General features: G+C 63.0%; 18 protein-coding genes. 11 read left to right on the top strand and 7 right to left on the bottom strand.

What is annotated here, in order from left to right:
• Nucleotides 1-92 precede the first annotated feature (92 nt).
• The gene (gene adhP, locus SINAC_RS23345; protein WP_015248041.1) at nt 93-1121 is read left to right on the top strand and encodes an alcohol dehydrogenase AdhP; all 1029 of its coding nucleotides are present in this window, start codon (nt 93-95) and stop codon (nt 1119-1121) included.
• Nucleotides 1122-1224: 103 nt separating this feature from the next.
• Here adhP and SINAC_RS23340 read toward each other — a convergent pair whose 3' ends face one another.
• Together SINAC_RS23340 and SINAC_RS23335 are read right to left on the bottom strand one after the other, a co-directional pair.
• On the bottom strand, nt 1225-3609 hold the full coding sequence (locus SINAC_RS23340; RefSeq protein ID WP_015248040.1) for a GIN domain-containing protein: 2385 nt from the start codon (nt 3607-3609) through the stop codon (nt 1225-1227).
• A complete protein-coding gene (locus SINAC_RS23335) occupies nt 3606-4232 on the bottom strand; it encodes an RNA polymerase sigma factor (RefSeq protein ID WP_015248039.1) in 627 nt (208 codons plus the stop codon). Before SINAC_RS23335 ends, SINAC_RS23340 begins: the two co-directional genes overlap by 4 nt.
• Nucleotides 4233-4580: 348 nt before the next feature.
• Here SINAC_RS23335 and SINAC_RS23330 point away from each other — a divergent pair, with 348 nt between their 5' ends.
• The 3 genes from SINAC_RS23330 (at nt 4581) to SINAC_RS23315 (ending at nt 9688) form a co-directional block, all read left to right on the top strand.
• Entirely contained in the window at nt 4581-6563 is a 1983-nt protein-coding gene (locus tag SINAC_RS23330) for a serine hydrolase (protein WP_015248038.1), read from the top strand.
• A gap of 533 nt (nt 6564-7096) precedes the next feature.
• On the top strand, nt 7097-8170 hold the full coding sequence (locus SINAC_RS23320; RefSeq protein WP_015248037.1) for a sigma-70 family RNA polymerase sigma factor: 1074 nt from the start codon (nt 7097-7099) through the stop codon (nt 8168-8170).
• Nucleotides 8171-8521: 351 nt separating this feature from the next.
• Nucleotides 8522-9688, top strand: coding sequence for a hypothetical protein (locus SINAC_RS23315; RefSeq protein ID WP_015248036.1), 1167 nt, complete (start codon nt 8522-8524; stop codon nt 9686-9688).
• Between the two features lie 170 nt (nt 9689-9858).
• Here SINAC_RS23315 and SINAC_RS23310 read toward each other — a convergent pair whose 3' ends face one another.
• From SINAC_RS23310 to SINAC_RS40135, 3 genes are all read right to left on the bottom strand, one after another.
• Nucleotides 9859-11424: a glycerophosphodiester phosphodiesterase gene (locus SINAC_RS23310; protein ID WP_015248035.1), complete on the bottom strand. Its 1566-nt coding sequence runs from the start codon at nt 11422-11424 to the stop codon at nt 9859-9861.
• Between the two features lie 111 nt (nt 11425-11535).
• A complete protein-coding gene (locus tag SINAC_RS23305; RefSeq protein WP_015248034.1) occupies nt 11536-12636 on the bottom strand; it encodes a DUF1559 domain-containing protein in 1101 nt (366 codons plus the stop codon).
• A gap of 154 nt (nt 12637-12790) precedes the next feature.
• Nucleotides 12791-12964: a hypothetical protein gene (locus SINAC_RS40135; protein WP_020465462.1), complete on the bottom strand. Its 174-nt coding sequence runs from the start codon at nt 12962-12964 to the stop codon at nt 12791-12793.
• A gap of 268 nt (nt 12965-13232) precedes the next feature.
• Between SINAC_RS40135 and pdxR the strand changes: the two genes are divergently transcribed.
• The 6 genes from pdxR (at nt 13233) to SINAC_RS23270 (ending at nt 21535) form a co-directional block, all read left to right on the top strand.
• On the top strand, nt 13233-14735 hold the full coding sequence (gene pdxR / locus SINAC_RS23300; protein WP_015248033.1) for a MocR-like pyridoxine biosynthesis transcription factor PdxR: 1503 nt from the start codon (nt 13233-13235) through the stop codon (nt 14733-14735).
• A gap of 158 nt (nt 14736-14893) precedes the next feature.
• A complete protein-coding gene (locus SINAC_RS23295; RefSeq protein WP_015248032.1) occupies nt 14894-17179 on the top strand; it encodes a YfhO family protein in 2286 nt (761 codons plus the stop codon).
• A 137-nt stretch (nt 17180-17316) separates the two neighbouring features.
• Nucleotides 17317-17622 (top strand): tautomerase family protein, encoded by a 306-nt coding sequence (locus tag SINAC_RS23290; protein ID WP_015248031.1) that lies wholly within the window; start codon nt 17317-17319, stop codon nt 17620-17622.
• Between the two features lie 284 nt (nt 17623-17906).
• Nucleotides 17907-18890, top strand: coding sequence for an aldo/keto reductase (locus SINAC_RS23280; RefSeq protein ID WP_015248030.1), 984 nt, complete (start codon nt 17907-17909; stop codon nt 18888-18890).
• A 93-nt stretch (nt 18891-18983) separates the two neighbouring features.
• Nucleotides 18984-20519, top strand: a complete 1536-nt coding sequence (locus SINAC_RS23275) for a CoA-acylating methylmalonate-semialdehyde dehydrogenase (protein ID WP_015248029.1) — start codon at nt 18984-18986, stop codon at nt 20517-20519.
• A gap of 68 nt (nt 20520-20587) precedes the next feature.
• Nucleotides 20588-21535 (top strand): aldo/keto reductase, encoded by a 948-nt coding sequence (locus SINAC_RS23270; RefSeq protein WP_015248028.1) that lies wholly within the window; start codon nt 20588-20590, stop codon nt 21533-21535.
• 142 nt (nt 21536-21677) lie between these two features.
• Here SINAC_RS23270 and SINAC_RS23265 read toward each other — a convergent pair whose 3' ends face one another.
• Complete coding sequence (locus tag SINAC_RS23265) at nt 21678-22001, bottom strand: transposase (protein ID WP_020467268.1); 324 nt, start codon at nt 21999-22001, stop codon at nt 21678-21680.
• A 458-nt stretch (nt 22002-22459) separates the two neighbouring features.
• Nucleotides 22460-22900 carry an FKBP-type peptidyl-prolyl cis-trans isomerase gene (locus tag SINAC_RS23260; protein ID WP_015248027.1) on the bottom strand — a complete coding sequence of 147 codons (441 nt, stop codon included), beginning with the start codon at nt 22898-22900 and terminating at the stop codon, nt 22460-22462.
• A 457-nt stretch (nt 22901-23357) separates the two neighbouring features.
• On the opposite strand from SINAC_RS23260, the gene SINAC_RS23255 reads away from it, so the two are divergent.
• Nucleotides 23358-24251, top strand: coding sequence for a ThuA domain-containing protein (locus tag SINAC_RS23255; protein ID WP_015248026.1), 894 nt, complete (start codon nt 23358-23360; stop codon nt 24249-24251).
• Nucleotides 24252-24324: the final 73 nt, after the last annotated feature.

Here is a 24324-nt window from a genome sequence, read left to right as displayed (position 1 = left end):
GACCCCGGTTGCGGCCCCGCTATATCCTGCAAACACTTGCGTTGAGATCCGACGACTGATCGCCGACGGCTCACGAAAAAAAAGGAAGGATCATGGCAAAGACGATGAAGGCGGCCGTGGCCCACGAGTTCGGCAAGCCGCTGGTGATCGAGGATGTTCCGATCCCGGAGCCGAAATCCCGGGAGATCCTGATCAAGGTCGAGGCCTCCGGCGTCTGCCATACGGACTTGCATGCCGTCGAAGGTGATTGGCCAGTCAAGCCGAAGCTACCGTTCATCCCCGGTCACGAGGGCGCTGGGGTTGTGGCGGCCGTCGGCTCCGAGGTGACAATCCTCAAGGTGGGTGACCGAGTCAGCGTGGCCTGGCTCCATTCGTCGTGCGGGCACTGCGACTACTGCATGGCGGGTTGCGAAACCCTCTGCGAGTCACAGAAGAACACAGGCTACTCGGCCAACGGCACGTTCGCCGAGTATGTAGTCGCCGACCCCGACTTCGTCGGACGCCTGCCTGACGGAGTCGACTTCGCCGAGATCGCTCCCGTACTCTGCGCAGGGGTGACGGTCTACAAAGGGCTGAAGGAGACCGAGGCCAAGCCCGGCCAGTGGGTCGTCATCTCGGGCATCGGCGGCCTGGGACACATGGCGGTCCAGTACGCAGTCAGCATGGGCCTCCACGTCGCCGCGGTCGACGTAGATGACGCGAAGCTCGACCTTGCTCGCAGGCTCGGTGCGAAGGTGACCGTGAACGTCCTCAAGACCGAGCCTGTGTCCGCCATCAAAAAGGAGATCGGCGGAGCGCAAGGGGTTTTGGTCACGGCGGTCTCACTCAAGGCCTTCGAGCAAGCGATCGGCATGCTCCGCCGGGGCGGCACGGTCGTCCTCACCGGCCTGCCACCGGGCTCGTTCCCGCTGTCGGTCTTTGACATGGTCATGACCGGCACAACAGTGCGCGGCTCGATCGTCGGGACTCGTCTGGACCTCAAGGAGGCGCTGGCCTTCGCAGGGGAAGGCCTGGTCAAGGCAACCGTCACGACCGACAAGCTGGAGAACATCAACGACGTGTTCGAGCGAATGCGCAACGGGCAGATCGAGGGCCGGGTCGTCCTGGACTTCCGGCACTAAAAAAAGACTCTGAAGGCGGTCGCACCATCCGAGGCGGAAGCCCCCTCTGCCGATTGCTTCGGACGATGCCAACCGCATGACCTACAAATCCGCCACTCGAGCTTCAGGGCCGTTGCCGGATCGTCGCCCCGCTCGATTTCTCGCCAGTCAAGATCGGTGGCTCTCCCGAGTATTCCAGCCGGGAGCCGGAGGAGAGATGATACTGCAAGCTCTTTCGAGCGTCGACCGACGCTTCGGAAGAGCCCGAAAGCTTGACCTGGACCTCTCCAACGACCAGCCCTGACAGTTTGAACTGGCTCGCGCCTGTGGCCAGCACCTCAGCAACTTCGGACGTTCCTTTGAGCTTCATCCCGCTTGCCGAGTTGGCCACTAGGGACACTTTCCGGGCATCCAGCACGAGTCCCTCCAGGTCCAGACGGCTGGCGCCATCGGCCATGATCTTCGCATCCTTGGCCGAGCCGCTGATCGTCGCATGGCTCGAGCCGTTGAGGAAGAGCTCGATATCGCCCGCGTCGACAGTGCCTTCCAAGGTGCTCGCGCCGGAGAGCATGGCCTGGAAGGGCCGGTCGGAGTGGACCGCGAGCCGGGCGACGGAAGAGCCCGAAGCCTTGAGCACGCATTGCTTCATCGGGAATTTGGCAAGCTTGAGCTGCCCCGCGCCGCTGACCAAGAGTTGGGCGGCATTGGCGGAGCCGCTCAGGGCCAGCTCACTGCTCCCGTCAACCCGAAAGTCCGCGTTCTCGAGGTCGATTGAGCCGTCAATCATGCTGGCTCCGTGAAGCCCAAGCTTGAAATCCCCCTCTGATCGAAATCCTTTGAGATTGGCCCGGGACGAGCCACTGAGGTCAATCCCGGTCAGGTTGGGAAGCACGATCTGAGCCTTCAACGGCTCTTTCAAGCGATAGTTATGATCTGGTTCCATGCTGATTTTGAGTGTCTTGCCTTCTTTGACAACCCGGATGTAGTCGGTCAGATTGTCATCGGAGGTGGTCGTGACCTTGAACCCATCCCCTCGCACGATCTCAGCCCGAAACGCAGAACCGATCGACACCTCGGTAAAATCGGCAATCTCCCAGATTTTTGAGGCCGACTGGCCCGACCCGATGATCGGATTCTCAACCCGCCCAATCGCTGCGAGCAGGCCGATCGCATGTCCGCCATTCACCGAACCGGCCGGAGCCGCGTCATTCACGGCGCAATCGGTCCCTTGCGGCAGAATCGCAAACCCGCCCATAGCTCCAGCGAGCAGGACGGCCGAGCCAAAGACGATGGAAGTAACCATGGGAAACGAGCCTCTCCGAAGTGTTGATTGAGAAATGGGGGGAAGGACGGCCTGCTGTTTCTCCGGGCCTTGCAGCTCGGCCAGGCGTTGTTTCAGGACCTCGGCGACCTCGGCCGCCGTCGAGAATCGCCCGCTCGGCTCCTTGGCGAGCAGCTTGTCGACAAGCTCAGCCAGCCACGAGGGAACATCGGGGTTGACGTCACGCAAAGGTCTCGGCCGATCGTCGCAGACCCGACGGAGGATGGCGGGGGTCGAGTTGGCTCGGAACGGCGGGTGCCCCGCGCCCATGAAATAGAGGACGCCGCCGAGGCCGAAGAGGTCGGAGCGATGGTCGACCGCCTCGCCACGAGCTTGCTCGGGCGACATATATTGCGGAGTTCCGGTGATCACCCCACTCTGCGTGAGGCTGACGTCATCCACCGCGCGGGCCAGGCCGAAGTCGGAGAGCTTGACCCGCTCGACCCCTTCCTCCATCAAGATATTCGACGGCTTGACGTCGCGATGCACGAGACCTTGATCGTGGGCCGCCGCCAACCCGAGCGCCGTCTGCATGCCGATGCGCAGGATTTCCTTGATCGCCAGCGGCCCATCTCGATCGACCCGCTTCTGGAGCGAGAGGCCGGACATGCAGGGCATGACGAGGTAGGGCAAGCCGTTCCACGAGTCGACGGCGTGGATGGCGACGACATTCTCATGGACGACTGCGGCAGCCGCCTTGGCCTCCCGAGCGAACCGACCTCGCGCCGCTGAGTTGGCGGCAAGCTGTGGGGCGAGCACTTTGATCGCGACGAACCGGCCAAGCGAAGGGTCGGACGCCCTCAAGACGAAGCCGAAGCCGCCCCGACCGAGCACTCCGGTCACGTCGTACGGCCCCAGGCGACCGAGCGACCCCGGGGCGGTCGGTGGACCGAGGAATTCGAGCGGGATGATCTCGTCGGCCGTGAGCGCTCCCCGAGAGCCTGGTTCATGGACCGTCTCGGTCGCCGGGGGCCTGACGGGTGACTCGGGGCCGAACTCGGGGGCCAACTCGCGGAGTTCGGCCCAGAGGCGGCTCCCCGCCGCGAGCCGCTCCAAGGTGCGCCGGCAGTCCTCGCAACGGTCGAGGTGCTCGGCCAGTTGGGCGTTCTCCAGTTCCGGTAAGCTGTCGTCAAGAAACGAGTTCAGTCGCGACTCGCTGCAATCGCTTTGGAATGGTTGTCGTCTCATCGACCGGCCTCCTGAAATTCCCCTGCCGACTCCCAACCGAATTGCTCGATCTCGCGCCGGATCCGAACAACGACCCGGCTCTTGTACTGATAGACCGTGCCGAGGGTCATCCCCAAGGCTTCAGCCACCTCCTTGGGCGGCCGACCCTCGACCCCGGCCAGCCAGAACGCCTGCCAGGCCGGATCGGAGAACTCACCGCGCACCCGGCCGGCCGCCCATGTGATCAGGCGTCGTCGGTACTCGATATCAAAGGCATCCGAATCCTCCCCGGCCGGCTCGGGGCGATCCTCGAGCAGGCGTTGCACGTCCGTGTCGCCAGTCCCCTGCGGATGTCGCCGCCGGGCGGCGAGAAGGTTGAGGATCAGGTTCCGGGCGACCCGAGACAGCCACCCTCGGAACGATCCGCGCTCTGGGTCCGGGTCGAACCGCTCGATGGCCCGGGCTACAGCCCGGAAGACGTCCTGAACGAGATCCTGAGCGTCGGCGTCCTGGAGCCCCCGCCGTCGCGCAAGTCGATGCACGAGTGGACCGTAGATCTCCGTGAACTCCGACCAGGCCCGCTCATCGGCCGAGTCGCGAAGACGGATCAGCAGGCTCTGTCGTGTGCTCGGCGCTTCGTCCATACTCGTGATCCTCCCAGGTCATTCACAATCGCCGAGCAAAGATTTGAATGCAAATCCGCCAAAACGACCGAGGCGGGAATTCCGGTCGGCCCGGCCGTGCTCTGGGTTTCGGAATGAGTCGAGGGTCCGGATCAAAAGGGTGGGAGCCAAAATTCCTATTCAAAGTCACGACCGCAGCTTGTGGAATTCTCTGGAGGGTCAATCTCCATCAAGGCAACCTGTACGGGTGGACGTCTCCCCTTGCTTGCAGGCCTAAGCCTTGCGAGATTGCGGAGCCCCGTGAAATCGCAGCCGCCCCGTCCTACGCCGACTTGTTTAATATTCAACAAAAAAAGGAGTAAACCCATCATGAGTGATTGTTCCGGCTCTTCTTCAAACTTTGGCCGACTCCTGATCCTTCTCGCGATGGCAACGCTGATCGGACCGAACCCGTCGTATGGTCACAACGGTGCCGTCGCCGTCGCCCATCCCGCGCAGGGGATTCAGATCGACGGCGACCTTTCCGATTGGCCGAACGACCTGAAAACCTATCCCATCGCTCAGGTTGAAGCCGGTGACAAGCTCGCCGGCAAGGACGACCTGGGCGCCCATTTCCGCATCGCCTACGACACTCGTGAGCACGCCCTCTATGTGGCTGTCGAGGCGGAGGACGATTCCGTGGTCTTCGACGGACCGGCGGAAGCCTTGTGGAATACGCAGGACGGCTGCGAACTCTACATCGATGCGGCCCATGCCGGCGGCGAGTCCCTCGCCATTCAGTATGGCCGGTACGGGAACCAGACCCAGGCTTTCGGTCCGTCCGACGACCTCGTGAAGACTGTGAAGGTGGCCGTTGCGCGAACCGGTCGGCACGTCGTTTACGAGTGGCGCGTCGACCTCGGCAGTGAACTCCGCGCCGACCGCTCGATCGGGTTCGATGTCTCGGTGGCGGATAAGGACGAGGATGGTTCGTTCTCCTGGATCGCTTGGGGGAAGGGGACGCAGAAGCTTTCCCTGCCCGATCGATGCGGCGAAGCCCTTCTCGTCAGTCCCGAGACCCGCTTCGGAGAGGTCGCCGGCCAAATCGAATGGCGAGTCCCTTCCCAGTCGCCCTTACCCAGCCGGGTGCGAATCCAGTCGTCCCGGAACGCACGACTCTGGCGTGAAGCCATCGTCGATCCGACGGGGGTCTACAAGGCCGCGCTCCTGCCCGCCGGCCCCTACCAAGTCGGGCCCGTAGATTCAGCAGAGCTTCGCGTCGACGAGACATCGCACGTCGAAGTCCAGGTCGAGGCGGATCGGATCGCGAACGCGGAACCGTTGCAGGTCACACCCATCCCCTGGCCCGGGCTCATCGGCAGTGAGGGCGTTCTGCTTGATCCCGACGCCCTGAATCCGAGTGAAATCGACCGCTTCGTGCAGGCCTATGTGAATTACTACAAAATCCCCGGGATCTCGATCGCCATCATCAAAGACGAGAAGGTCGCCTATCACCGGGCCTTCGGCGTCAAAAACACCGCGACCCAAGAACCGGTGACGGATGACACGGTCTTTGAAGCGGCATCAATGACGAAACCGGTCCTCGCCTATGTCGTTCTCCGACTCGTGGACCGGGGAATTCTCAACCTGGACACGCCTCTCTACACCTACCTGCCCTATGAAGATATTGCCCATGACGACCGGTACAAGCTCATCACAGCCCGGATGGTGCTGACCCATCGCACCGGCTTCCCGAACTGGAGGACAGGGAAACTGGAGATCAAATCCACCCCCGGCACCGAGTTCACTTATTCCGGCGAGGGATTCGTCTACCTCGGCAAAGTCGTCGAGCATCTCACCGAGAAGAAACTGGACGCCATCTGCCAGGAGGAGGTCTTCACGCCCCTGGGTATCGAGGACGCTTACCTCGCTTGGGACGAGCGGGTTGCGCGAGCGTACGCCACAGGCCATCGTGATACCCTGCCGTTGCCGAAAAACAAGGTCGAAGCCCCCAACATGGCCTTCAGCCTGCACATCGACGCCCAGAACTATGCCAAGTTCCTGATCGCCACCGTCCAGGGGAAAGGTCTGTCCGAGCAAACCTCCAAGGAGATGCTCCGTCCCCAAGTCCAGGTGCCCGATCAGAAGAGAGTTTCTTGGGGCCTGGGCCTCTCCATCAGGGAGACCGCCGGCAGGACCAGCTATGGGCATGGCGGCAAGAATCCCGGATTCACAAGCCGTTCCGCATACGACAAGGATCGGCGATGGGGTTACGTATTTTTGATCAATAATGAGAGTGCAGACGAGATCGAAAACGTCCTGGCCGCCTATCTCATCTCCGGTAAATCCGTTCTCAAGCCCGACCAGAAATAGGGGTAACACAGCGGAGATGGCGGAGCGGGGATTGGCGAGCATCGCCGCAAACGGGACAGGCCGGCGTCGAAATCACAGGGTTCGACGCCATGATCGAGTCGAGTGTCCCGAGATCACCCTAATCATTTTCATGTGACTCAGAAGATGATCCAGGCGTGCCATTCCATAGGGCTTTACTTAGCCTGATGCCACCTCCCATCCGCCAGAATCCGCAACCGCTCGAGTTGAGCCCAAAAAAATGAGCCGGCGGTCATTCTTCCAAAGAAAGGAATGAAGGGTTTCTCCGAGATTCTTCGCGGGACCTCTTGTGAGGCCAAAGACGAGGGGGCCATCGCCTTGACCACCAACGCCCCCCTGTGCTCAAGCCCTTTGTGAATCATGAACCGGGTTCGTAAAGCCACGGGCCGACCAACACTCGGAAACGAGAAGGCCCCGGTCAAACCGCACCCCAGCCTCACCGGTTCGACGATCGCGAACGACCGGGAAGCTCCAAGGGTGCAAACGAACCTGTTGATGGGGAAAGGGGACCTGCGATGGTAGCTCGGAAGGCGAAGACTCACTCCACAGGGCCATCGGCGATATCGAACGGCATCGACAGGATGCCGCCTGCCCTGAGACGGGAACGGTTTGACGAGGCGACCAAAAGGCAAGTTCACGGGCAGTGGCGCGAGGGAGCCTCGTTCGCAGCCTTGTCACAGCAGTACGGACGGTCGCAGCCAGCGGTGGTGCGGGTCATCAACGAAGTCCGGACGCAGCGCATCCTGGAGCAGAAGCTCGACTGCATCTTCGACCCCGGTTTCGAGGCCCGCGATGCCGAGGCGACCATCCTCGCCCCGATGATCGAGGCCCCCCGCTCAACATCCAAGACCAGATCGAGGCCGCCGGCCGAACTTCTCCCAGGCTATTTGGCCAGCCTCTACGACGTCCCTCTACTCAACCGCGAGCAGGAGGCGCACCTGTTCCGCAAGATGAACTATCTGAAGTTTCGCGCCAGCAAGCTCCGCGAGACGATCGACCCGATCCGTGCCAGGGCCGCCGACCTCGACGAGGTCGAGCGACTCCTCGACGAGGCGCAGACGACCAAGAACCAGATCATCCGAGCCAACCTCCGGCTGGTCGTCTCCATCGCCAAGAAGCGAGCAGGCCCTGCCCATAACTTCTTCGAGCTGATCAGCGACGGCAACATCAGCCTGATGCAAGCGGTCGAGAAGTTTAATTTCTCGCTCGGATTCAAGTTCAGCACCTACGCCTCGTGGGCGGTCATCAAAAACTTCGCCCGCACCCTCCCCAAGGAGAAGAGCCAGCGCGATCGGTTCGTCACCGGCCAGGACCTGGTGTTCGAGGCGACCGCCGACCACCGCACGGCCGCCTCGGAATTCGAGAGCGACAACCACCGCAACGAGGAAACCGTCCAAACAATGCTCGGCCGGCTCAACGACCGCGAGCGGCGGGTTCTCGTCGGCCGCTATGGGATCGGTGGCGCGGACGAGTTGACGCTGGAGCGGCTCGGCCACGAACTGGGGATCACCAAGGAGCGAGTTCGCCAGATCGAGTCGCGAGCCCAGGAGAAACTCCGTAGGTTCGCGCCCCGCCTGAGCCCCAAATGACAGGGATTCCCCCCCTCGTCGACCGAGTCCGCCCCTTGACGACCACAAACCAAGCGAAACCCATTCGTGCCGGCACAACCATCAATCCTTCCATAATTTCCAATTTCGTAACACAGTCAACCAACCCCTGCCACCATCACCAAAAACGCAAACAATACACACAAGCATCATCGAATTCAATTTCACGATTATCGTGGTTGGATTAAGGGCAGGCAGACCCAACGGGGCCAGCCGCTCTCAATAAATTGCGATTCCGGCCGAATAACAGGTGAGCCTTCGGCTCCTCGATGCCAAGGGCGACGATCGCTCTCAATAGTGCGTGCCCCTTTCCTTCTCTACACCAGGAGAAAGATGGTGTGGTTACCGCTGAAAGTTTTGGCCCGCCTGTTCGTCACTACGGCAGCGGTCCTTACCCTCATCGCCATAACTCTGGGACGGTACGGTATCCGCCAATCGGACGATCGTCGAATGGTTCCCCCTCGGTATCAGCCAATCAATATCCACCTGTTCCAACCGCATCATAACGATCTGCTCATGCTCGATGTGGAAACCGGCGTGACGGAGCAAATCCCGATCGCGGACTCGCAGGTACTCAAATACTCCAGTTGTTCGCCTTGGCAAGATCGCTGGGGCCGTACGCATCTCGCGGCCCTCTGGATGGGTCGATCGAGCCCTGACAAAGAACTGGCAATCGGTTTGACGAGGTACGCCCTACCTGGTCGGGAAGTGCTCGACCGCGTCGAGATGGACGTGCTGCCGGCAAGTTCCCCGTGCTGGTCCCCAGACACCACCGCGCGAATCCTCTTCGCCGGCTCGGATGGACAACTCTACCGATTCTCATTCGATGGCTCCCGTGGCCTGAATCCGGTTGCCGACGACACTCCACGCCCCCTCCCACTGTTGTGGCAGACCCAACCCCCGGCGGGCTTGATCGCCATCTCGGCTCCAAACTGGCCGACCGACCCGCGGCTAAGAGGGAAGATCCTTGCAGCGGCTACGTTCGCACATAAAGAGCACACGCCCCAACTGGCCCCTCGACGTGAATCCCAAACGGAATTATGGTGGCTACAGCTCAGCCGTGATGGTTCGGCGATTGTGGCAGCGGGCCCGCTCATTTCGAAGGGGCCTGCGGACTCAGCCGAGCGGATAACCGTCGAAGACCTGCCCGTGATCTCGACGCTCTCCGACGGCCGTTTGTTGCTCGCCTACCTCGCTTGCGGCGAATCCGAGAGCCACTACCGACTCAGGTTGGCACCGTTGACGATCCAAGGGCCGTCGAGCCTGCCTTCAGCCAAGGAACAGGACGCGGTCGAGTTCTCGGGGAAGTTTCTCCTCAGCCCACCTGCGTTCTCGGGTGACGGTCGCTGGCTCTATGCCATTCCTCACTCCGCACAAAGGCCGATCCGGGTCGAACGGTTTTCGGTCGCCGACGCCCTGGCAAAACAATCCGCGCAAGTTGCTGTAACGGAGCCAACACCCACTCCGATCACCATCGTGAGTCGGCTTCGAACCAAGTAGACCACTGTCTGCTCGAAATCGGAACCACCAGCGGAAGCGGCCCGCTCGCAGCCGGAGTCATGGGAAGAACAGTAGCGGTTTCCTGACGAATTGCGCACGCGCCCACAGGGCAGCCCAAGGAACCCCGGGGCAACGCCCCGGGAATTCCGCCCGCATGAAGCTGGCCTTGATCAATCCTGGGGCGGGCGCCCCGAGGCATCGAGGAGTTCGATGGCCCGCAGAACGCGGACCGGGTGGTCGGTCTGAATCAGGTCGATCCCGTCGAGGATCGCGCGACGGTAGCTGGCCTCCGTCTCATTCAGCCCGAGGGCGTCGCTAAATACCTTGACGCCCCGAGCGTGGCACTGGTCGATCAGCGACTTCGACAAAAGATTCCAGCGGGTGTCGAAGGCATATGGTTCGAGGCGATCGGCGAGCGGGGCAATCTGGGACGGGTCGGCGAGGGGCGGCATCCGGCGGAGTCGCGGCTCGATGACGCGGAGCCGGGCCAGATAATCGGGATGCTGGTAGACGATGGCCCGGTCGATCAGGTCGTGGGCTCTGAGCGCGGAGACGAGCGCTTCGGGGGAGAGGTCCTTGGCATCGACATAGAGTTCGACCCGGCCCGCGACGGTGCGCAGGAAATCGTCGAACTTGGGGACCGCGGTGCCAATGAACGGACGGCCGAACCAGGCGCCGGCGTCGAGGCCGGCAACCTCGGCCGCGTCGTGCTCGCGGATCGGCCCGCGTGCGTTCGTCGTCCGGTCGAGTCGGCCGTCGTGAAGGAGGAAGAGCTGGCCGTCGCGCGTGGTCCGAAGGTCGAACTCGACGAGATCGGCCCCGAGTCGGATCGCCTTCTCGTAGGCTGGCAGCGTGTTCTCGGGAGCATACCGGGAGGAGCCCCGATGGTGGGCGACCTTCACGCGGGCCGCCGGGTCGATCCGACGGAGGACCGAGCGTGCCAGGAACTCCTCAGCGCGGTCGGTCTGGAGCCAATCGGCCCCCGCCTCGGTCACCCGGTCCCAAATCTCGGGGCGATCGTCCGTGCCAAGCGTCTTGACCTGGACCTTGATACCGCGGCCGTGGAAGGTCCGGCAGAGTTCCGAGGTCACATCAGCGGCGTCGACCTCGACCGCCGCAGGCTGCAAGTCGCCGAAGGCGTCGAGGCCGTCCGCCGGCTTCCACTTCGGCATCAAGGCCAACCGCTCGCCCCCGGGCGCGGACCGGACGGTCCGGAGGATATCGGTGCCGGCAAAGATGACCACCTGGCGTTCCATCCCGGCCTCGAGCACGTCGCGAACGAGCCGGGCCGGGTCGACCTGCTTGCAGTCCAGAGCCAGGTTGACCCGGCCCTTCGCCGTCGCAAGCGCCTCCTCAAGGGTGGGAATCCTCGCACCGGCGAACCGGGCGGCGAACTTCGAGCCAGCGTCGAGCGACTTCAACTCGGCCAGAGTCCGGTCGGCGACCGGGCCTTGACCGTCGGTCGTCCGCCCGAGGTCCGCGTCGTGGATCAGCACGTGTCGGCCGTCACGGCTCAAGCGGACGTCAACCTCGACCCACTCGACCGCATCGGCGATCGAATATTCAAGGGCCGTTATCGTGTTCTCCGGAGTCTGATCGTGCGCGCCCCGGTGGACGATGACCTGCACGCGCCGGGGTGGCTGGACGGTCGTTGCAAACGGGAACTCCCCCGCAACGGCGGTGGTCGCGATCAGGGCGACCCCGAGCGTGAGGGCGGATCGGATTGGGTGCAGCATCGGCGGGTCCTCGGGAGTTCACTGTCGGACGCCACGGCAAGGGCGGGTCGATCGGCCGGGTCCATTGTACCCCGGCAGCCGATCGAGCCCGCCCACCGTTTGCGATCAAAATCAATATGCGTCAGCGCTGATAACTTCGCCGCCGTTGATCGTCCCCAGGGCCTGGTAGACGCCCGGCTTGTACTGCGTCGGGTCGGTCACCGACCAGAGCATCGTGCTTTGGTTAAACGAAGCGCCGGGCGGGGTCCCCGTGCCGTCGAGAGCCCAGGTCGAGATGCTGTCCTTGAGGAACCGAACCGAGCCGTCGCACATCGCGAAATTGGCCCCGCCAGAGTGGAAGCTCGTCGCGGCGTTGAGGAAGGCTCCCCCCTCGGTGTAGCCGCCGCTGCTCGCACCGTTGTCCCAGTCCCGCGACTTCTTCTGAACGTTGATCGGATAGAAGACCGTGAATGCCGTGTCGCCGTAGTTGCCGGAGACCCACCAATTCCACTTATAGAAGGAACTATTGCCGTCGGTCTTGCTGAGCAGGCCGTGGGCGTGCTCGCCGAAGGAGATGGAGTTGCTCGTACCGTCGGTGACCGACGCAATCGAGACCACGTTGCGGCTATACCCCGACCCGTACCCGAAAACAGGGTTGATCCCGTTGGAGACGATCGCCCCGTTCTGCTGCTGGAGCGACGCCGCCGGGTTCGTGGTCGACGATGCCCACGCGCCATAGCAACCCCCATAGCTCGTGAACATAAAGTTCTGCGGGAAAGCCTTTTTCGCCTTCCCCGCCGGCTCGGTGTAGAAGACCCCCGCAATCTCGGTGTCGCTGGGACACCAGAGGACGCTCAGGCCGGCGGCCGAGACCGTCGAGTTTGCATCGCAGCGGTAGCCGAAGCTGGTGTTGAAAGCCGCGTAGAGCGGGGCCTGCTCCATGTAGGCCAGGAGCCCCACGAAGCAGCTCATCCCCTGGTTGACACTGCCGCTAGGAAGGTACTGGGCGAACGCCGCCATGGGGTAGCAGGCGTTGGAGCTCTCGTAATTGGCCAGGGCCAGGCCGAGTTGCTTGAGGTTGTTGGTGCACTGCGATCGACGCGCCGCCTCACGCGCCGCCTGGACCGCGGGCAAGAGCAGGGCGATCAGCACCGCGATGATGGCGATGACAACCAAAAGTTCGATCAGGGTAAACGCACGACGACCTGCCGGGATACGGGGGATCGCTTTCATTTGGAATCGCTCCTCGTGACAGATGTGATGAATCGAAGAGACGGCAACATCGGGGAGCACGGAGTCGACGGCCCGGAGGCGGGGCATCCCCCCCCTTCCGAAACCCCATGCGAGAAGCAAACAACCATCGGCCATCCCATCTGAGGGGGCCGCATCACTTCGCCAGCATGGCCCTGTTCCCCTTTTTGGGGGCAAACTTCGACCCGTCATCAGACTTCGAGCCGACCGAGATCGACCCGGCCGCAGGCTGCCCAGGGTCTCCGTTACCGCAACCCAGCGGGGCGACGAGGACGGAGAACAGGAGGATCACAAACCCCGGTCGTTTCATGGCCAACGCACCCCGATGCGAGAAGATCGCGGCCCGCGTATGAGCCGCAAATAATCACCGGCGCAACACTAATCTATGCTCATGAAAGCAATATGCTTGAATTCTTAAGTCTTCGTGAAGTTTGCTGACTTGGCTCGATTAGGGTGGGAACACGACGGTCCCCAGAGAATCCTATTCAGATCGTAATACGGATTGGCCTTGCGACAAGAGCCATTATGGAGAACATTGATAGAGCCATTCTTCGTCCCAAAAGCGGAGCGAACACGTCATGGCCAAGGGCACCCCTCCGGTCTCGCTGCTGGCGATCCCGCTCGACGCCTCGTCGGCGGCCCCGCTCTTCCGCCAACTCTACGACGGCCTGCGTGGCGCGATCCTCTCCGGTTCGCTGAAGCCGGGCGGGCGACTCCCCGCCAGCCGGACTCTCGCGGGCGATCTGGGCGTCTCGCGGAACACGGTCACAACCGCCTACGACCAGCTGCTCGCGGAAGGCTACCTGGAGGGGAAGGTGGGGGCGGGGACATACGTCACCCGAACGCTGCCGGAGGACGCCCTGCTGGTGCGCCGGGGCCAGGCCCGCGGGGACGACCGGACCGGCCAGCCCGGCCGGCTCTCACGACGGGGCACGCTCCTGGCGACCACACCGGCCTGGGTCGTCCGGGGCGCAGCCGACCCCAAGCCGTTCCGACCGGGCGTGCCGGCGATGGACACACTCCCCCTCGACGCCTGGGCGACCCTGGCCGCCCGGCATTGGCGGCGGTCGACCGGCCACCTGCTCGGCTACGGCGACCCGGCCGGTTACGGGCCGCTCCGCGAAGCGATCGCTGCCCACCTGGGGACGGCGCGGGGGGTCGTCTGCGAGGCCGGCCAGGTGGTCATCGTCGCCGGCACGCAGCAGGCGATCGACCTGGCCACGCGCCTCCTGCTGGACCCGGGGGATCCCGCCTGGATCGAGGACCCGGGCTTCGTGGGCGCGCGGGGGGCCGTGGTCGGGGCTGGAGCGCGGCTCGTCCCGGTGCCGGTCGATGGCGACGGGATGGTCGTCTCCGCCGGTGTGGCACGGTGCCCCGAAGCACGCCTGGCCTATGTCACCCCCTCGCACCAGTACCCGCTCGGCGTGGCCATGACCCTGGCACGCCGGCTGGAATTGCTCTGCTGGGCGCATCGGGCCGGCGCCTGGATCCTCGAGGACGACTACGACAGCGAGTTCCGCTACACAGGGCGTCCCCTGGCCTCGCTTCAAGGGCTCGATCAGCAGGGGCGAGTCGTCTACATGGGGACCTTCAGCAAGGTACTCTTCCCTGCCCTCCGCCTCTCCTACCTCGTGGCCCCCCCGGGCCTGGTCAACGCCTTCGTCGCCGCCCTCGCTCTCGCAGGGGGACCGCCCCCGCTCCATACACAGGCGGTCCTCGCCGACTTCTTTACCGAGGGCCACTTCCTTCGCCATATCCGAAGGATGCGCGCGCTCTATGCCGAGAGACAGGAAGCTCTCGTCCGCGCAGCGAAAGCCGAGTTGTGCGGCTTGCTCGAAGTCGTCCCGTCGGAAACCGGCCTACAAGTCATGAGCTGGCTCGACGAAGGGATCAACGACCGAGCGGCCTCGCGCTGGGCCGATGCGGCGGGCGTGGTGGCTCCCCCCCTCTCCTCCTACACGCTCGAACCGTCGTCGCGCCAGGGGCTCCTCCTCGGCTACGCGGCCCACTCCCCTCGCCAGATCCGAGAGGGCATGCGCCGGCTGGCCACAGCCCTCCACTGCGGGGTCAACACGTCATGAGACGTGTCGATCCGAGAGCGTTCCCATTTTTTTTTGATCCCTCCCGCGGTTTTGGGATTGGGCTTCACGATATCAAGACATTGGCGTAGGATGCCGCCGCTTTTTCGACTTGGTCCAGGATGGATCGATTCGCACTGCGGACGACCAAAGGATTGCTCATGACTCCTCCAGGCGAAACCGCGCGTCTCCGCATGGGCGGGGTCGTGGCAGGTGCCATGTTGACCCTGATCGCCCTGCCGTTGCTTCGCGGTCAGGTCTACGTTTACTGCGACCTCGCATATGGTTTTCTGCCGATGCGATCGTTCTTCGCCGACTGCCTGGCCAAGGGTGAAGATCCATCCTGGTGCCCGAACCTCTTCGGCGGTTTCTTCCTGACCGGCGAAGGCGGGGGCACCGCCCATCCCTGGATCCGGCTGCTCTACAGCACCCTCTCGCTCGGCCCCGCCCTGAATCTCGAGCTGCTCGTGAGCTACCCGAGCCTCCTGGCCGGATTCATCGTGCTGGCAATGCGGTGGGGGATGCGTCGTGACGCCGCCTTGTTCGGCGCCCTAGTCTTCGCCCTGGGCGGCTACAACATGCTGCATTTCATGCACATGAACGTCCTGGCGATGCTCGCGCACGTCCCCTGGCTGCTGCTGGCGATCGACGTGGTCATGCGTGCTCAAGATCCACGCCAAGTGGCCCTGGCCCGGGTCTTCCTCTCGCTCTTGACCGCGTCGCAGCTCGTGCTGGGGCACGTCCAATTTGCCTGGATCTCCGGGGTCGGCGAAGCGACCTATTGCCTCGTCCTGGCCTGGCAGGTCCCTGGATCCGCGCGGCGGTTGCCCGGCCTGGCCGTCTCGAAGGCGCTCGGGATTCTCGGGGGAGCCGTGCAGATTGCCCCGCTCTGGGACTCATTCCGGGCGTCGAAGCGGGTCGCGCCCACGGCCGCCTTCGTAGCGATGGGTTCGCTCTCCCCCTGGAACCTGATCCAGTGGGTCGCCCCTTATCTCACCGTCTCGCGAGTCATCACGCCGCCGATGGCGATCGATAGCGGGGTCTTGCCACCGGCTCCTTCCATGTTCGACTGGCGCGTCCACGAGTTCTCGATCTACTACGGCGCGGCGATCCCCGCCTTGCTCGTCTGGCTGGCCAGCAACCGCAAAGGCTACGACCGGCTCCGCCCCTTGATCCTTTTCGCCGGGATCATCACGGTCACCGGATTCGTGCTGGCACTCGGCGACTACACGCCCTTGTTCCGGCTCACAACAAAAATCCCAGTGGTGGGTGGATTCCGGATCCCGGCCCGCTACCTCGTGCTCTTCCATCTGGGCGTGACGATCCTGGCCGCGGTCGCCTTCAGCGGCCTCTGCGGTACATCGGATCGTGGAGAACGCCCCTCGTGGCGCCGACTCTGGCCGCTGGCCTTGCCGCCGGCCTTGAGTGTCCTCGCCTGCCTGGCTACACGGTTGCCGGAGGGACTCTGGCCGTCCTACATGCGGGGCGAGTTCGTGGCGGCGACGCCGCTGGTGCTCGCCGGCCCTGCCCTGATCGTCGTGGCGACCGGACTCGTGGCGTGCGCCGCTCGGGGCTCGCGACTGGCCTTGCTGGCCCTCTTCGTGTTCATCGGAGCCGACCAGACCGCCTACGCGTTCCAGTTGAGGAACCTGATCCCACCGCAAACGCTCGCGGAATACCTCGCCGCCCGGCCCGTCCCGCCCGGGGACACGTCGGTGCGGATCAAATTCAACCAGCTTCGCGACACCTGGCACAACGCCTATATGATGAAAGGCTTGCGGACGATTTCGGGATATGCCGCCATGATCCCTCGGCAGCGTCTCGACTACAGCAAGCACGCGAGTTTGCGGGTCGCCGGAGTCGGCTGGGTCATGCCCTCGGACGACGAACGGGGCCAGCCCTGGATCCCCCTCTTCGGCCCCTTGCCGCGCGCCCGGCTCGTGACTCAGACCCAACGCACCGATAACCCGGATCGCGACATCGAAACCATCGACGTCGCCATGACGGCGCTCGTGAGCCGCGACCTACCCCAGCCCCTGCCCCCGGGTACGCCGGGCGTGGCGGATCTCGTCGGCGACCGGCCCGGCAAGATCGACGTCATGACCACCACGGAGTCAAAGCAGCTCCTGGTCCTCTCCGAGAGCATCCACCGCGGTTGGCGAGTGAAGGTCGACGGCAAGACGCAACCGGTCCTCCGCGTCTATGGAGACTTCATGGGATGCCTCGTGCCTCAAGGGCGACATCACGTCCAGTTCCGGTTCCTGCCGTCGAGCCAGCGTGCCGGCCTCTGGCTCTCCGTGCTCGGTCTGGTGCTCATGACGGCCGTCCCGTTCGCCCCGCTCTGGCCCCGAGCTCGCCCGACCGCACAAGCCGATGGTGAGGAAGTCAAGCCGAAACTTATAGGTGCACCACTTGCCAGGGCCCTGCAGCCGGCTGAAGATCCTTGAATTGTGCGCCATCGAGATCGGAAGACGCTGCCACTGCGTGATCCAGCACGTCTCGATCTCATTACTGTTTCTCACGGGCAACAATTCTCGCGGAGAATTCGCCAATCCTGATTCTCGGCCGCGTCGTCTATGAGGCGATGATCGTCGGCGGCGTCGGAGTACCGGCCAACGCCCGCTTCCAGGTCGTGAGCGAACACGACGCCGACAACTTCCTCTTCGAGGCGGGCTATCTCGGCATCGACCGCGGCGATGACCTGGTCATCGTCCAGATCACGTGGAACGAAGGCCGGTCGGCCGGTCAGAAAAAGAAGCTCTTCAAGGCGATCACCGAGGGACTCGGAAAGGCACCGGGCATCCGCCCCGAGGATGTCTTCATCAACCTCGTCGATGTCAGGTTTGAGAACTGGTCCGTCGGCATAAGCGAAGCCCTGTACGCGTCTTGAGAAGGAGCGGGTGGCCAGTGGGGCGGAGAGACCTACAAAGAACCCACAATTCTAAACATTAACATATTTTATGAAAATTCTTCGTCTATAAGCCATTCGTAGGCAGAGCCCGGGAGTCAATCGAGCCAGGCCACTCCGGGCCCACCATTTTTTCTTTACACACAGACATCCATTGGTGTCTAATGCGAGTATCGGTCCCCCCCCCGGCGAGGCCCAGGATAACTTGGTCGACGCTCATCGAAGAAATCACGACGGAGAGAGCGCGTTTCACGGGGAGGATGCACATGGAGCCGCGACGACTCGGCAAGCAGGGTTTGACCGTCTCCGCGATGGGACTCGGCTGCATGGGTATGAGCGATGCCTACGGGCCGGCCGACGAAGCCGAGTCCGTCGCGACCATCCACCGGGCCCTGGAACTGGGGATCAATCTTCTCGACACGTCAGACGCCTACGGCCCGTTCACCAACGAGGAGCTGGTCGGAAAGGCGATCCGCGGCCGGCGCGACGAAGTGAGGGTGGCCACGAAGTTCGGCTTCGTGGGCGGCACGGACGGTAAGGGGGGAGGGGGCATAGACGGCCGGCCGGAGCACGTGCGCAAGGCCTGCGACGGCTCGCTCCGGCGGTTGGGAGTCGATCACATCGACCTCTACTACCAGCACCGCGTCGATCCAGCCGTCCCCATTGAAGAGACCGTCGGCGCGATGGCGGAGCTGGTACGGCAGGGGAAGGTGCGTTACCTGGGTCTGTGCGAGGCGGCGCCCGCGACCATCCGCCGGGCGCATGCCGTACACCCGATCTCCGTCTTGCAGACCGAGTATTCGCTGTGGAGCCGCGACCCCGAGGACGAACTCATCCCCACCGTCCGGGAATTGGGCATCGGCTTCGTTGCGTACAGCCCACTCGGCCGCGGCTTCCTCACCGGCCAGTTGCGACGCTTCGAGGATCTGCCGCAGGACGACTGGCGTCGCCACAGACCGCGGTTCCAGGGAGAGAACTTCCAGAAGAACCTGGAACTGGTGGACCGGGTGAAGGAGATCGCCACCACAAAGCAGGTGACGCCGGCCCAGTTGGCCCTCGCGTGGCTCCTAGCCCAGGGAGAGGGCCTCGTTCCCATCCCTGGCACCAAGCGCCGCAAAAACCTGGAGGAGAACGTGGCCGCGCTCGGAATCACCCTGACGCGTGAGGATCTGGAACGCATCAACGAGGCGGCACCTAAAGGCGCGGCGAGCGGGGAGCGCTACGAGGACATGAGCGTGGTGGATCGCTGATCCGACCGCTCCCTGTCTCCACTTCCGTGAATTTGCTGATTCATTCGACAGGCAACTGTCCGTGAAGAGACTCTCCAGCTTCCGGAGGACTTCATGAGCACCATTGCTGCCCCTGGTCGGTCACCTGCAACATCCTCGCGCTCGGCTTCCTCGCTGAACCTTATCGGCGAAACCTGGGTCGAGGGCCGTGGGAACACGAGCCGCGACATCTACAATCCGGCGGACACGGCCGAGATGCTGGCGCCGGTGCGCGAGGCCGCGCCGGAGCAGGTGGACGAGGCATGCGCCGCCGCCGCCCGAGCCTTCCCTGGCTGGCGCGCCACTCCAGCGCCGGATCGGGCACACGTCCTGTTCAAATTCCGGGAGCTGCTAGAAAAGGACTCCTCGGACGTGACACACAGCATCGTCCGCGAAAACGGCAAGCTGTTGAGCGAGGCCCGCGGCGAGCTGCGACGCGGGCTTGACGTCGTCGAATTTGCCTGTGGCATTCCCTCCCAGCTGATGGGACAGACTCTGACCGACATCTCGCGGGATGTCGACAGCCATACCATCCGCGAACCTATGGGTGTGGTGGTCGGCATTCCGCCGTTCAATTTCCCAGCCTTGATCCCGCTGTGGATGATGTCGGTCGCCGTCGCCTGCGGGAACACGTTCCTCCTCAAGCCTGCCGAGAAGGCACCGCTCACCGGCACCCGACTCGCGGAGCTGTTCGCTGATGCCGGCTTGCCGCCGGGTGTCGTCGGCGTGGTGCAGGGCAGCAAGGAAGTAAGCGAACGGCTCATCGCCAACCCGCATGTCCAGGCAGTTTCCTTCGTCGGCACGTCGGCAGTGGCCGAGTCGGTCTACAGCACCGCAGCGGCTCACGGCAAGCGCGTTCAGGCACACGGCGGAGCGAAGAACCATCTAATCGTCCTGCCCGATGCCGACCTGGAGCGCAGTCTGCCCGCCCTGATTGGCTCGTGCTTCGGCTCCGCGGGACAGCGCTGTCTTGCCGGGAGCGTGCTGGTGGTGGTCGGCGATCCAGTGCGACAGGACGCCGTCGTCGATGCCTTCATCCGCTCGGTGGGTGAACTCAAGCTGGGAGACGGCTTGGACGACACCACGACGCTCTGTCCCGTGGTGAACCCGAAGGAGGAAAAGCGGATCCGGGCTGCGATCGAGCGCGGCGTGGAGGAGGGAGCCCGGCTTCTCCTCGACGGCCGTTCCCAAACCGTACCCCACAGGCCGCGGGGTTGCTTCATCGGGCCGACGGTCTTCGACGATGTGACACCGGAGATGTCCGTCGGCCGAGAGGAGATTTTCGGCCCGGTGGTGAGCCTGATGCGCGCCCCGGACCTGGACGCGGCGATCACGTTGGCAAACCGCAGCCGATATGGCAACACGGCCTCCCTTTTCACGCAATCCGGGGCGGCGGCCCGCATCTTCCGCGAACGCATCCAGGCCGGGATGCTCGGCATCAATGTCGGCGTGCCAGCGCCGATGGGGTTCTTTCCCTTCGGCGGCTGGAAGAGTTCGCTCTACGGTGATCTCAGCGCGCAGGGTGCTGACGCCGTTGCTTTCTATACTCGAAAGAAAGTGATCACGGGATGCTGGTTCGGTGCCGAGGGGCCGAAGGATGGATCGGTTTGATCGAACAGGCAAGCCGGGAGCGTCAGCAACCGGACACCGCCGGGCTCGGTAGTCGGAGGGATGGAACAATGGTAGAGAGCGACAACCTTCGCTATACGAGGATAGCCCTCAACAATGGATCCGGTGCCATCCCCGCCCTCGGCTTTGGCACACTGATTCCCGACCCCATGGCAACCAGGACCGCGACCAAGGCGGCGCTGGAGGCGGGATTTCGCCAGCTCGACGCTGCGGAACGCTACCGAAATGAAAAGGAGGTCGGCGAAGCGATGCAGGAGGTGTTCAAGGCGGGGAAGATGAAGCGGGAGGAAGTGTTTGTCGCCACGAAGCTCTGGAATAACAATCATCGCCCTGAACGCGTCAAACCCGCCTTCGAGGCCAGTCTCAAGAAGCTCCAACTCGACTACGTCGATCTCTATCTCATCCACACGCCCTTTGCCTTCCAACCTGGAGACGAGCAAGACCCGAGAGATGCGAATGGCAACGTGATTTATGATAAAGGGGTGACGTTGCTGGATACATGGAGGGCGCTCGAGGGTCTAGTGGACGAGGGCAGGTGCAAGGCCATCGGATTATCCGACGTCAGCCTGGCCCAGGTGAAAGAGATTTTTGAAGCGGGGAGGATCAAGCCTGCGGTTGTTCACGTCGAATCCCATCCGTATCTCCCGCAATGGGACCTCTTGGACTATTGCAGAAACAATGGCATCGTGTTGCAAGCGTTCGCAGCGCTGGGGCATAGTAGCGAGCCCAAGTTGCTGGAAGATCCTGTCATTACCGCGATCGCCAAGCGAGTTAACAAGACCCCGGCGCAGGTCTTGCTCGCCTGGGCCATCCAGCGCGGGACGGCTCTCCTGACCACCTCGAAGACCCCCAGCCGGATCAAGGAAAACTTTGAGGTCTCCACCCTTCCCCAAGACGCCATGCGGGAGATTAACGAAGGAATCAAGTCGCGGATCAGGTTTAATGCCGTTGTAGACACCGGCGTTCCCGGGTTTATTCCGAGAGGAAAGGGCGGTTGAGACGGGGTGGTTGTCAGGGAGTTGTCACGCCTCAAAGATACGCGCTGCGAGGGGTGCGCATGGCTTAACATGCATTCTTTCGGCAGGAGGAGGCCCAGCGTCGGCCACCCAACATCCCACCCCTGCCCGAGGCGTTTCGGCACTATCGCCGCGAGTTGGGCGTCCTACACCGCCGCCACTTCGGCCGCCCCGGCAACCGCGCGTTGAACGCCGACATGTACAGCTTCATGCGAACTCGTGGACGGCCACCTCGAATGTAAGCCGAGCCATGCGACTTGCCGTTCTCCACCGGATGCGGGGCCACTCCGGCCAACGACGCGATCTGCTTCGCGTCCAGCCGGCCCAACTCCGGCAAGTCGATCGCCAGGAGCTGCGCCGTCAACTCCCCACCCCCCGGGCGGCCGGGTCCCAGGCTGGTGCGCGGCCTCTTGGGCCACGGGCGGTGAAACGGGCTCCCGACCGCCATCCGATCGACCGGCGTCCCACAGTCTAACGGACTTCTCTCTCATACAAGGCGGTAAGCCCCACCTCTTTGGAGCTTTGAGAGACCGCGCAGGCGAGTCCGCCCAGGCAGAGCGATCCGCCGGATCGTCCCCTCTGCCGGACGATCCTCGATCTTTGCCCTGATTCTGACGGCTCAGGAGAACATCAAGCCGCCAGCCATCTCCGTCTTGTCGGATAGGCTTCAGCCTTGCCGTTGTTCCCCCAAAAAAGGGCATCGCAGGCTGAAGCTTCCCCCCGAGAAGAGCAGGTCCGTCGTGGCCCGCGCCACAAAAAGCCCCGCAACACTCCGGATTGGGAGTGGATTGCGAGGCTTCTCGTCTCGAACATCCCAGCTGGGACCAACGCCACGATCGAAACGTCAGGCAGTGACCGCCCGCTGAAACGTCTTTGGTAACGGCTCAGGTCTCACGAGGCCACGCGTCATCTCACGCTCAGAAGCTCCACATCGAAGAGCAGCGTTGCGTTCGGCGGGATCGCGCGGCCCGCCCCCTTCTCTCCGTAGCCGAGGGACGCGGGAACCAGCAGCAGCCGCCTGCCACCGACTTTCATCGTCGCCACGCCCTCGTCCCACCCCTCGATCACCTCGCCCTTGCCAATCGCGAAAGGGAACGGGTTCCCTCGATCGCGTGAGCTATCGAAGGACTTTCGCTTTTTCTTCCCGTTCTGCCAGAGCCAGCCCGTGTAGTGCATCACGCAGGTCTGGCCCGGCGCAGGTGACTTGCCTGTGCCTACCACGAGATCCTTGTACTGCAGACCACTGGCGGTCTTCGTCATGGTCGCGGGATCAATCTTCTCTTCGGCTCTGGCCACCAGGGGAGTCAGCGCCAAACAGGCCGCGACGAACGCAAATTTCAACGTCATGATGCAGCATCCCTTCCGCATGGAACGCAGGGGCGAAGTGCCGTCCGCTCACAGGACAGGATAACAAAGCACTCCCGTTTCGGGGATTCCTCTTCTCACCACGTTTTCCTGCTCCATCGATCGGCCACAAAAACTCCATACATAGGAATTCAGTCGATTTTCTGTATTCCAAAAAGCTGACTACGCTCTTATTTTTGCAAACGCACACGACAATGCTTTCACGCACTTAATTTCTTTATAATCGAATTTCTTAGATGAATCGATATTTTTTTCCGCACCATGTTTACAAATTTTTTAGCATTTGCATTCTCTAACACAAAACAAAACACTCAAAGCCCCCACATTCGATTCGACCAGCCGCCTTGTTCTCACGCCAAAACGGTGGGATGCTGTCGATCGTGCGCAGACTCCGGCACCGTCAGCCGACTTTGGTGATCCCTCAATCGGAGAATCAACCATGCATTCCCAGCGCGTTCCCTTGCTCGCGATCGCCCTGCTCCTCTCATCGTGTGCCCTTCGCTCAGGCCAGGCGGCCGAACCGACGGTCAAGTTGCCGAGCGGGATCACGGTCGAAGAGCAGCCCACGAACCCGAACGCAATCAAGATCGTTCTGATCGCCGGATCGAGCACATACAAGCCCGGGGAACATGACTATCTCGCCGGTTGCGTGGTCCTCATGAATCTGCTCCGCCAATCGCCTGGAGTCGTTCCGGTCTTGGCGATCGACTGGCCGGAGAAACCACAGACCCTCGAAGGGGCCAAGGCGATCGTCATGCTCTTCGACGGGGGCGACAAGCACGCCCTGCTCAAAGGCGATCGGCTCGCCCTGATCCAGAAACTGGCGAACGAAGGGGTGGGCATCGTCCAGTTGCACCAGGCGGCCGACTATCCCAAGACGCAAGGGGATCGCGTTCGCAACCTGGTGGGTGGAGCCTGGGAACAGGGATTTTCTCAGCGGGCCCACTGGGTCGCGAAATTCCAGACGTTCTCCGCTCATCCGATCTTCCGAGGGGTCACCCCGTTCTCGGTCGACGACGGCTGGCTGACCCATCTTCGGTTCGCTCCGGAGAAAAGAGGGATCACGCCCCTGCTCCGCACCGTCTCCCCCACAAACGCGAAAACGAAAGAGGCCGATGACGGGGCGATCGTCTCCTGGCTCTACGAACGGCCCGAGGGGGGCCGGTCGTTCACATTCACGGGGGGCCACCTGCACAAGAGCTTTGCCGAAGAAGGATACCGTCGCTTCCTTGTCAACGGCATCCTCTGGACGGCGGGTGTCGCGATTCCGGCCCCAGGCGCCCCCGTCGCCCTGGATGCCACCGACTTGAATCTGCCGGCGAGCGAGAAATAGCTCGCCGGTTCTCTTCCTCGGATCGTCCTCTATAATGAGACTTCGTTTTTACGATCTTGAATTAGGTCAACCC

Source organism: Singulisphaera acidiphila DSM 18658, from assembly GCF_000242455.2.
Classification (GTDB): domain Bacteria; phylum Planctomycetota; class Planctomycetia; order Isosphaerales; family Isosphaeraceae; genus Singulisphaera; species Singulisphaera acidiphila.
This window is presented reverse-complemented; position numbering and strand designations above follow the sequence as displayed.

What these genes read in the sequence shown, in the direction of transcription:
- SINAC_RS23280 (WP_015248030.1), top strand. Translation starts at nt 17,907, where the DNA reads ATGGAGCCGCGACGACTCGGCAAGCAGGGTTTGACCGTCTCCGCGATG.
- adhP (WP_015248041.1), top strand. Translation starts at nt 93, where the DNA reads ATGGCAAAGACGATGAAGGCGGCCGTGGCCCACGAGTTCGGCAAGCCG.
- pdxR (WP_015248033.1), top strand. Translation starts at nt 13,233, where the DNA reads ATGGCCAAGGGCACCCCTCCGGTCTCGCTGCTGGCGATCCCGCTCGAC.
- SINAC_RS23320 (WP_015248037.1), top strand. Translation starts at nt 7,097, where the DNA reads ATGGTAGCTCGGAAGGCGAAGACTCACTCCACAGGGCCATCGGCGATA.
- SINAC_RS23330 (WP_015248038.1), top strand. Translation starts at nt 4,581, where the DNA reads ATGAGTGATTGTTCCGGCTCTTCTTCAAACTTTGGCCGACTCCTGATC.
- SINAC_RS23305 (WP_015248034.1), bottom strand. Translation starts at nt 12,636, where the DNA reads ATGAAAGCGATCCCCCGTATCCCGGCAGGTCGTCGTGCGTTTACCCTG.
- SINAC_RS23340 (WP_015248040.1), bottom strand. Translation starts at nt 3,609, where the DNA reads ATGAGACGACAACCATTCCAAAGCGATTGCAGCGAGTCGCGACTGAAC.
- SINAC_RS23315 (WP_015248036.1), top strand. Translation starts at nt 8,522, where the DNA reads ATGGTGTGGTTACCGCTGAAAGTTTTGGCCCGCCTGTTCGTCACTACG.
- SINAC_RS23310 (WP_015248035.1), bottom strand. Translation starts at nt 11,424, where the DNA reads ATGCTGCACCCAATCCGATCCGCCCTCACGCTCGGGGTCGCCCTGATC.
- SINAC_RS23270 (WP_015248028.1), top strand. Translation starts at nt 20,588, where the DNA reads ATGGTAGAGAGCGACAACCTTCGCTATACGAGGATAGCCCTCAACAAT.
- SINAC_RS23260 (WP_015248027.1), bottom strand. Translation starts at nt 22,900, where the DNA reads ATGACGTTGAAATTTGCGTTCGTCGCGGCCTGTTTGGCGCTGACTCCC.
- SINAC_RS23255 (WP_015248026.1), top strand. Translation starts at nt 23,358, where the DNA reads ATGCATTCCCAGCGCGTTCCCTTGCTCGCGATCGCCCTGCTCCTCTCA.
- SINAC_RS23265 (WP_020467268.1), bottom strand. Translation starts at nt 22,001, where the DNA reads ATGGCGGTCGGGAGCCCGTTTCACCGCCCGTGGCCCAAGAGGCCGCGC.
- SINAC_RS23335 (WP_015248039.1), bottom strand. Translation starts at nt 4,232, where the DNA reads ATGGACGAAGCGCCGAGCACACGACAGAGCCTGCTGATCCGTCTTCGC.
- SINAC_RS23290 (WP_015248031.1), top strand. Translation starts at nt 17,317, where the DNA reads ATGATCGTCGGCGGCGTCGGAGTACCGGCCAACGCCCGCTTCCAGGTC.
- SINAC_RS40135 (WP_020465462.1), bottom strand. Translation starts at nt 12,964, where the DNA reads ATGAAACGACCGGGGTTTGTGATCCTCCTGTTCTCCGTCCTCGTCGCC.
- SINAC_RS23295 (WP_015248032.1), top strand. Translation starts at nt 14,894, where the DNA reads ATGACTCCTCCAGGCGAAACCGCGCGTCTCCGCATGGGCGGGGTCGTG.
- SINAC_RS23275 (WP_015248029.1), top strand. Translation starts at nt 18,984, where the DNA reads ATGAGCACCATTGCTGCCCCTGGTCGGTCACCTGCAACATCCTCGCGC.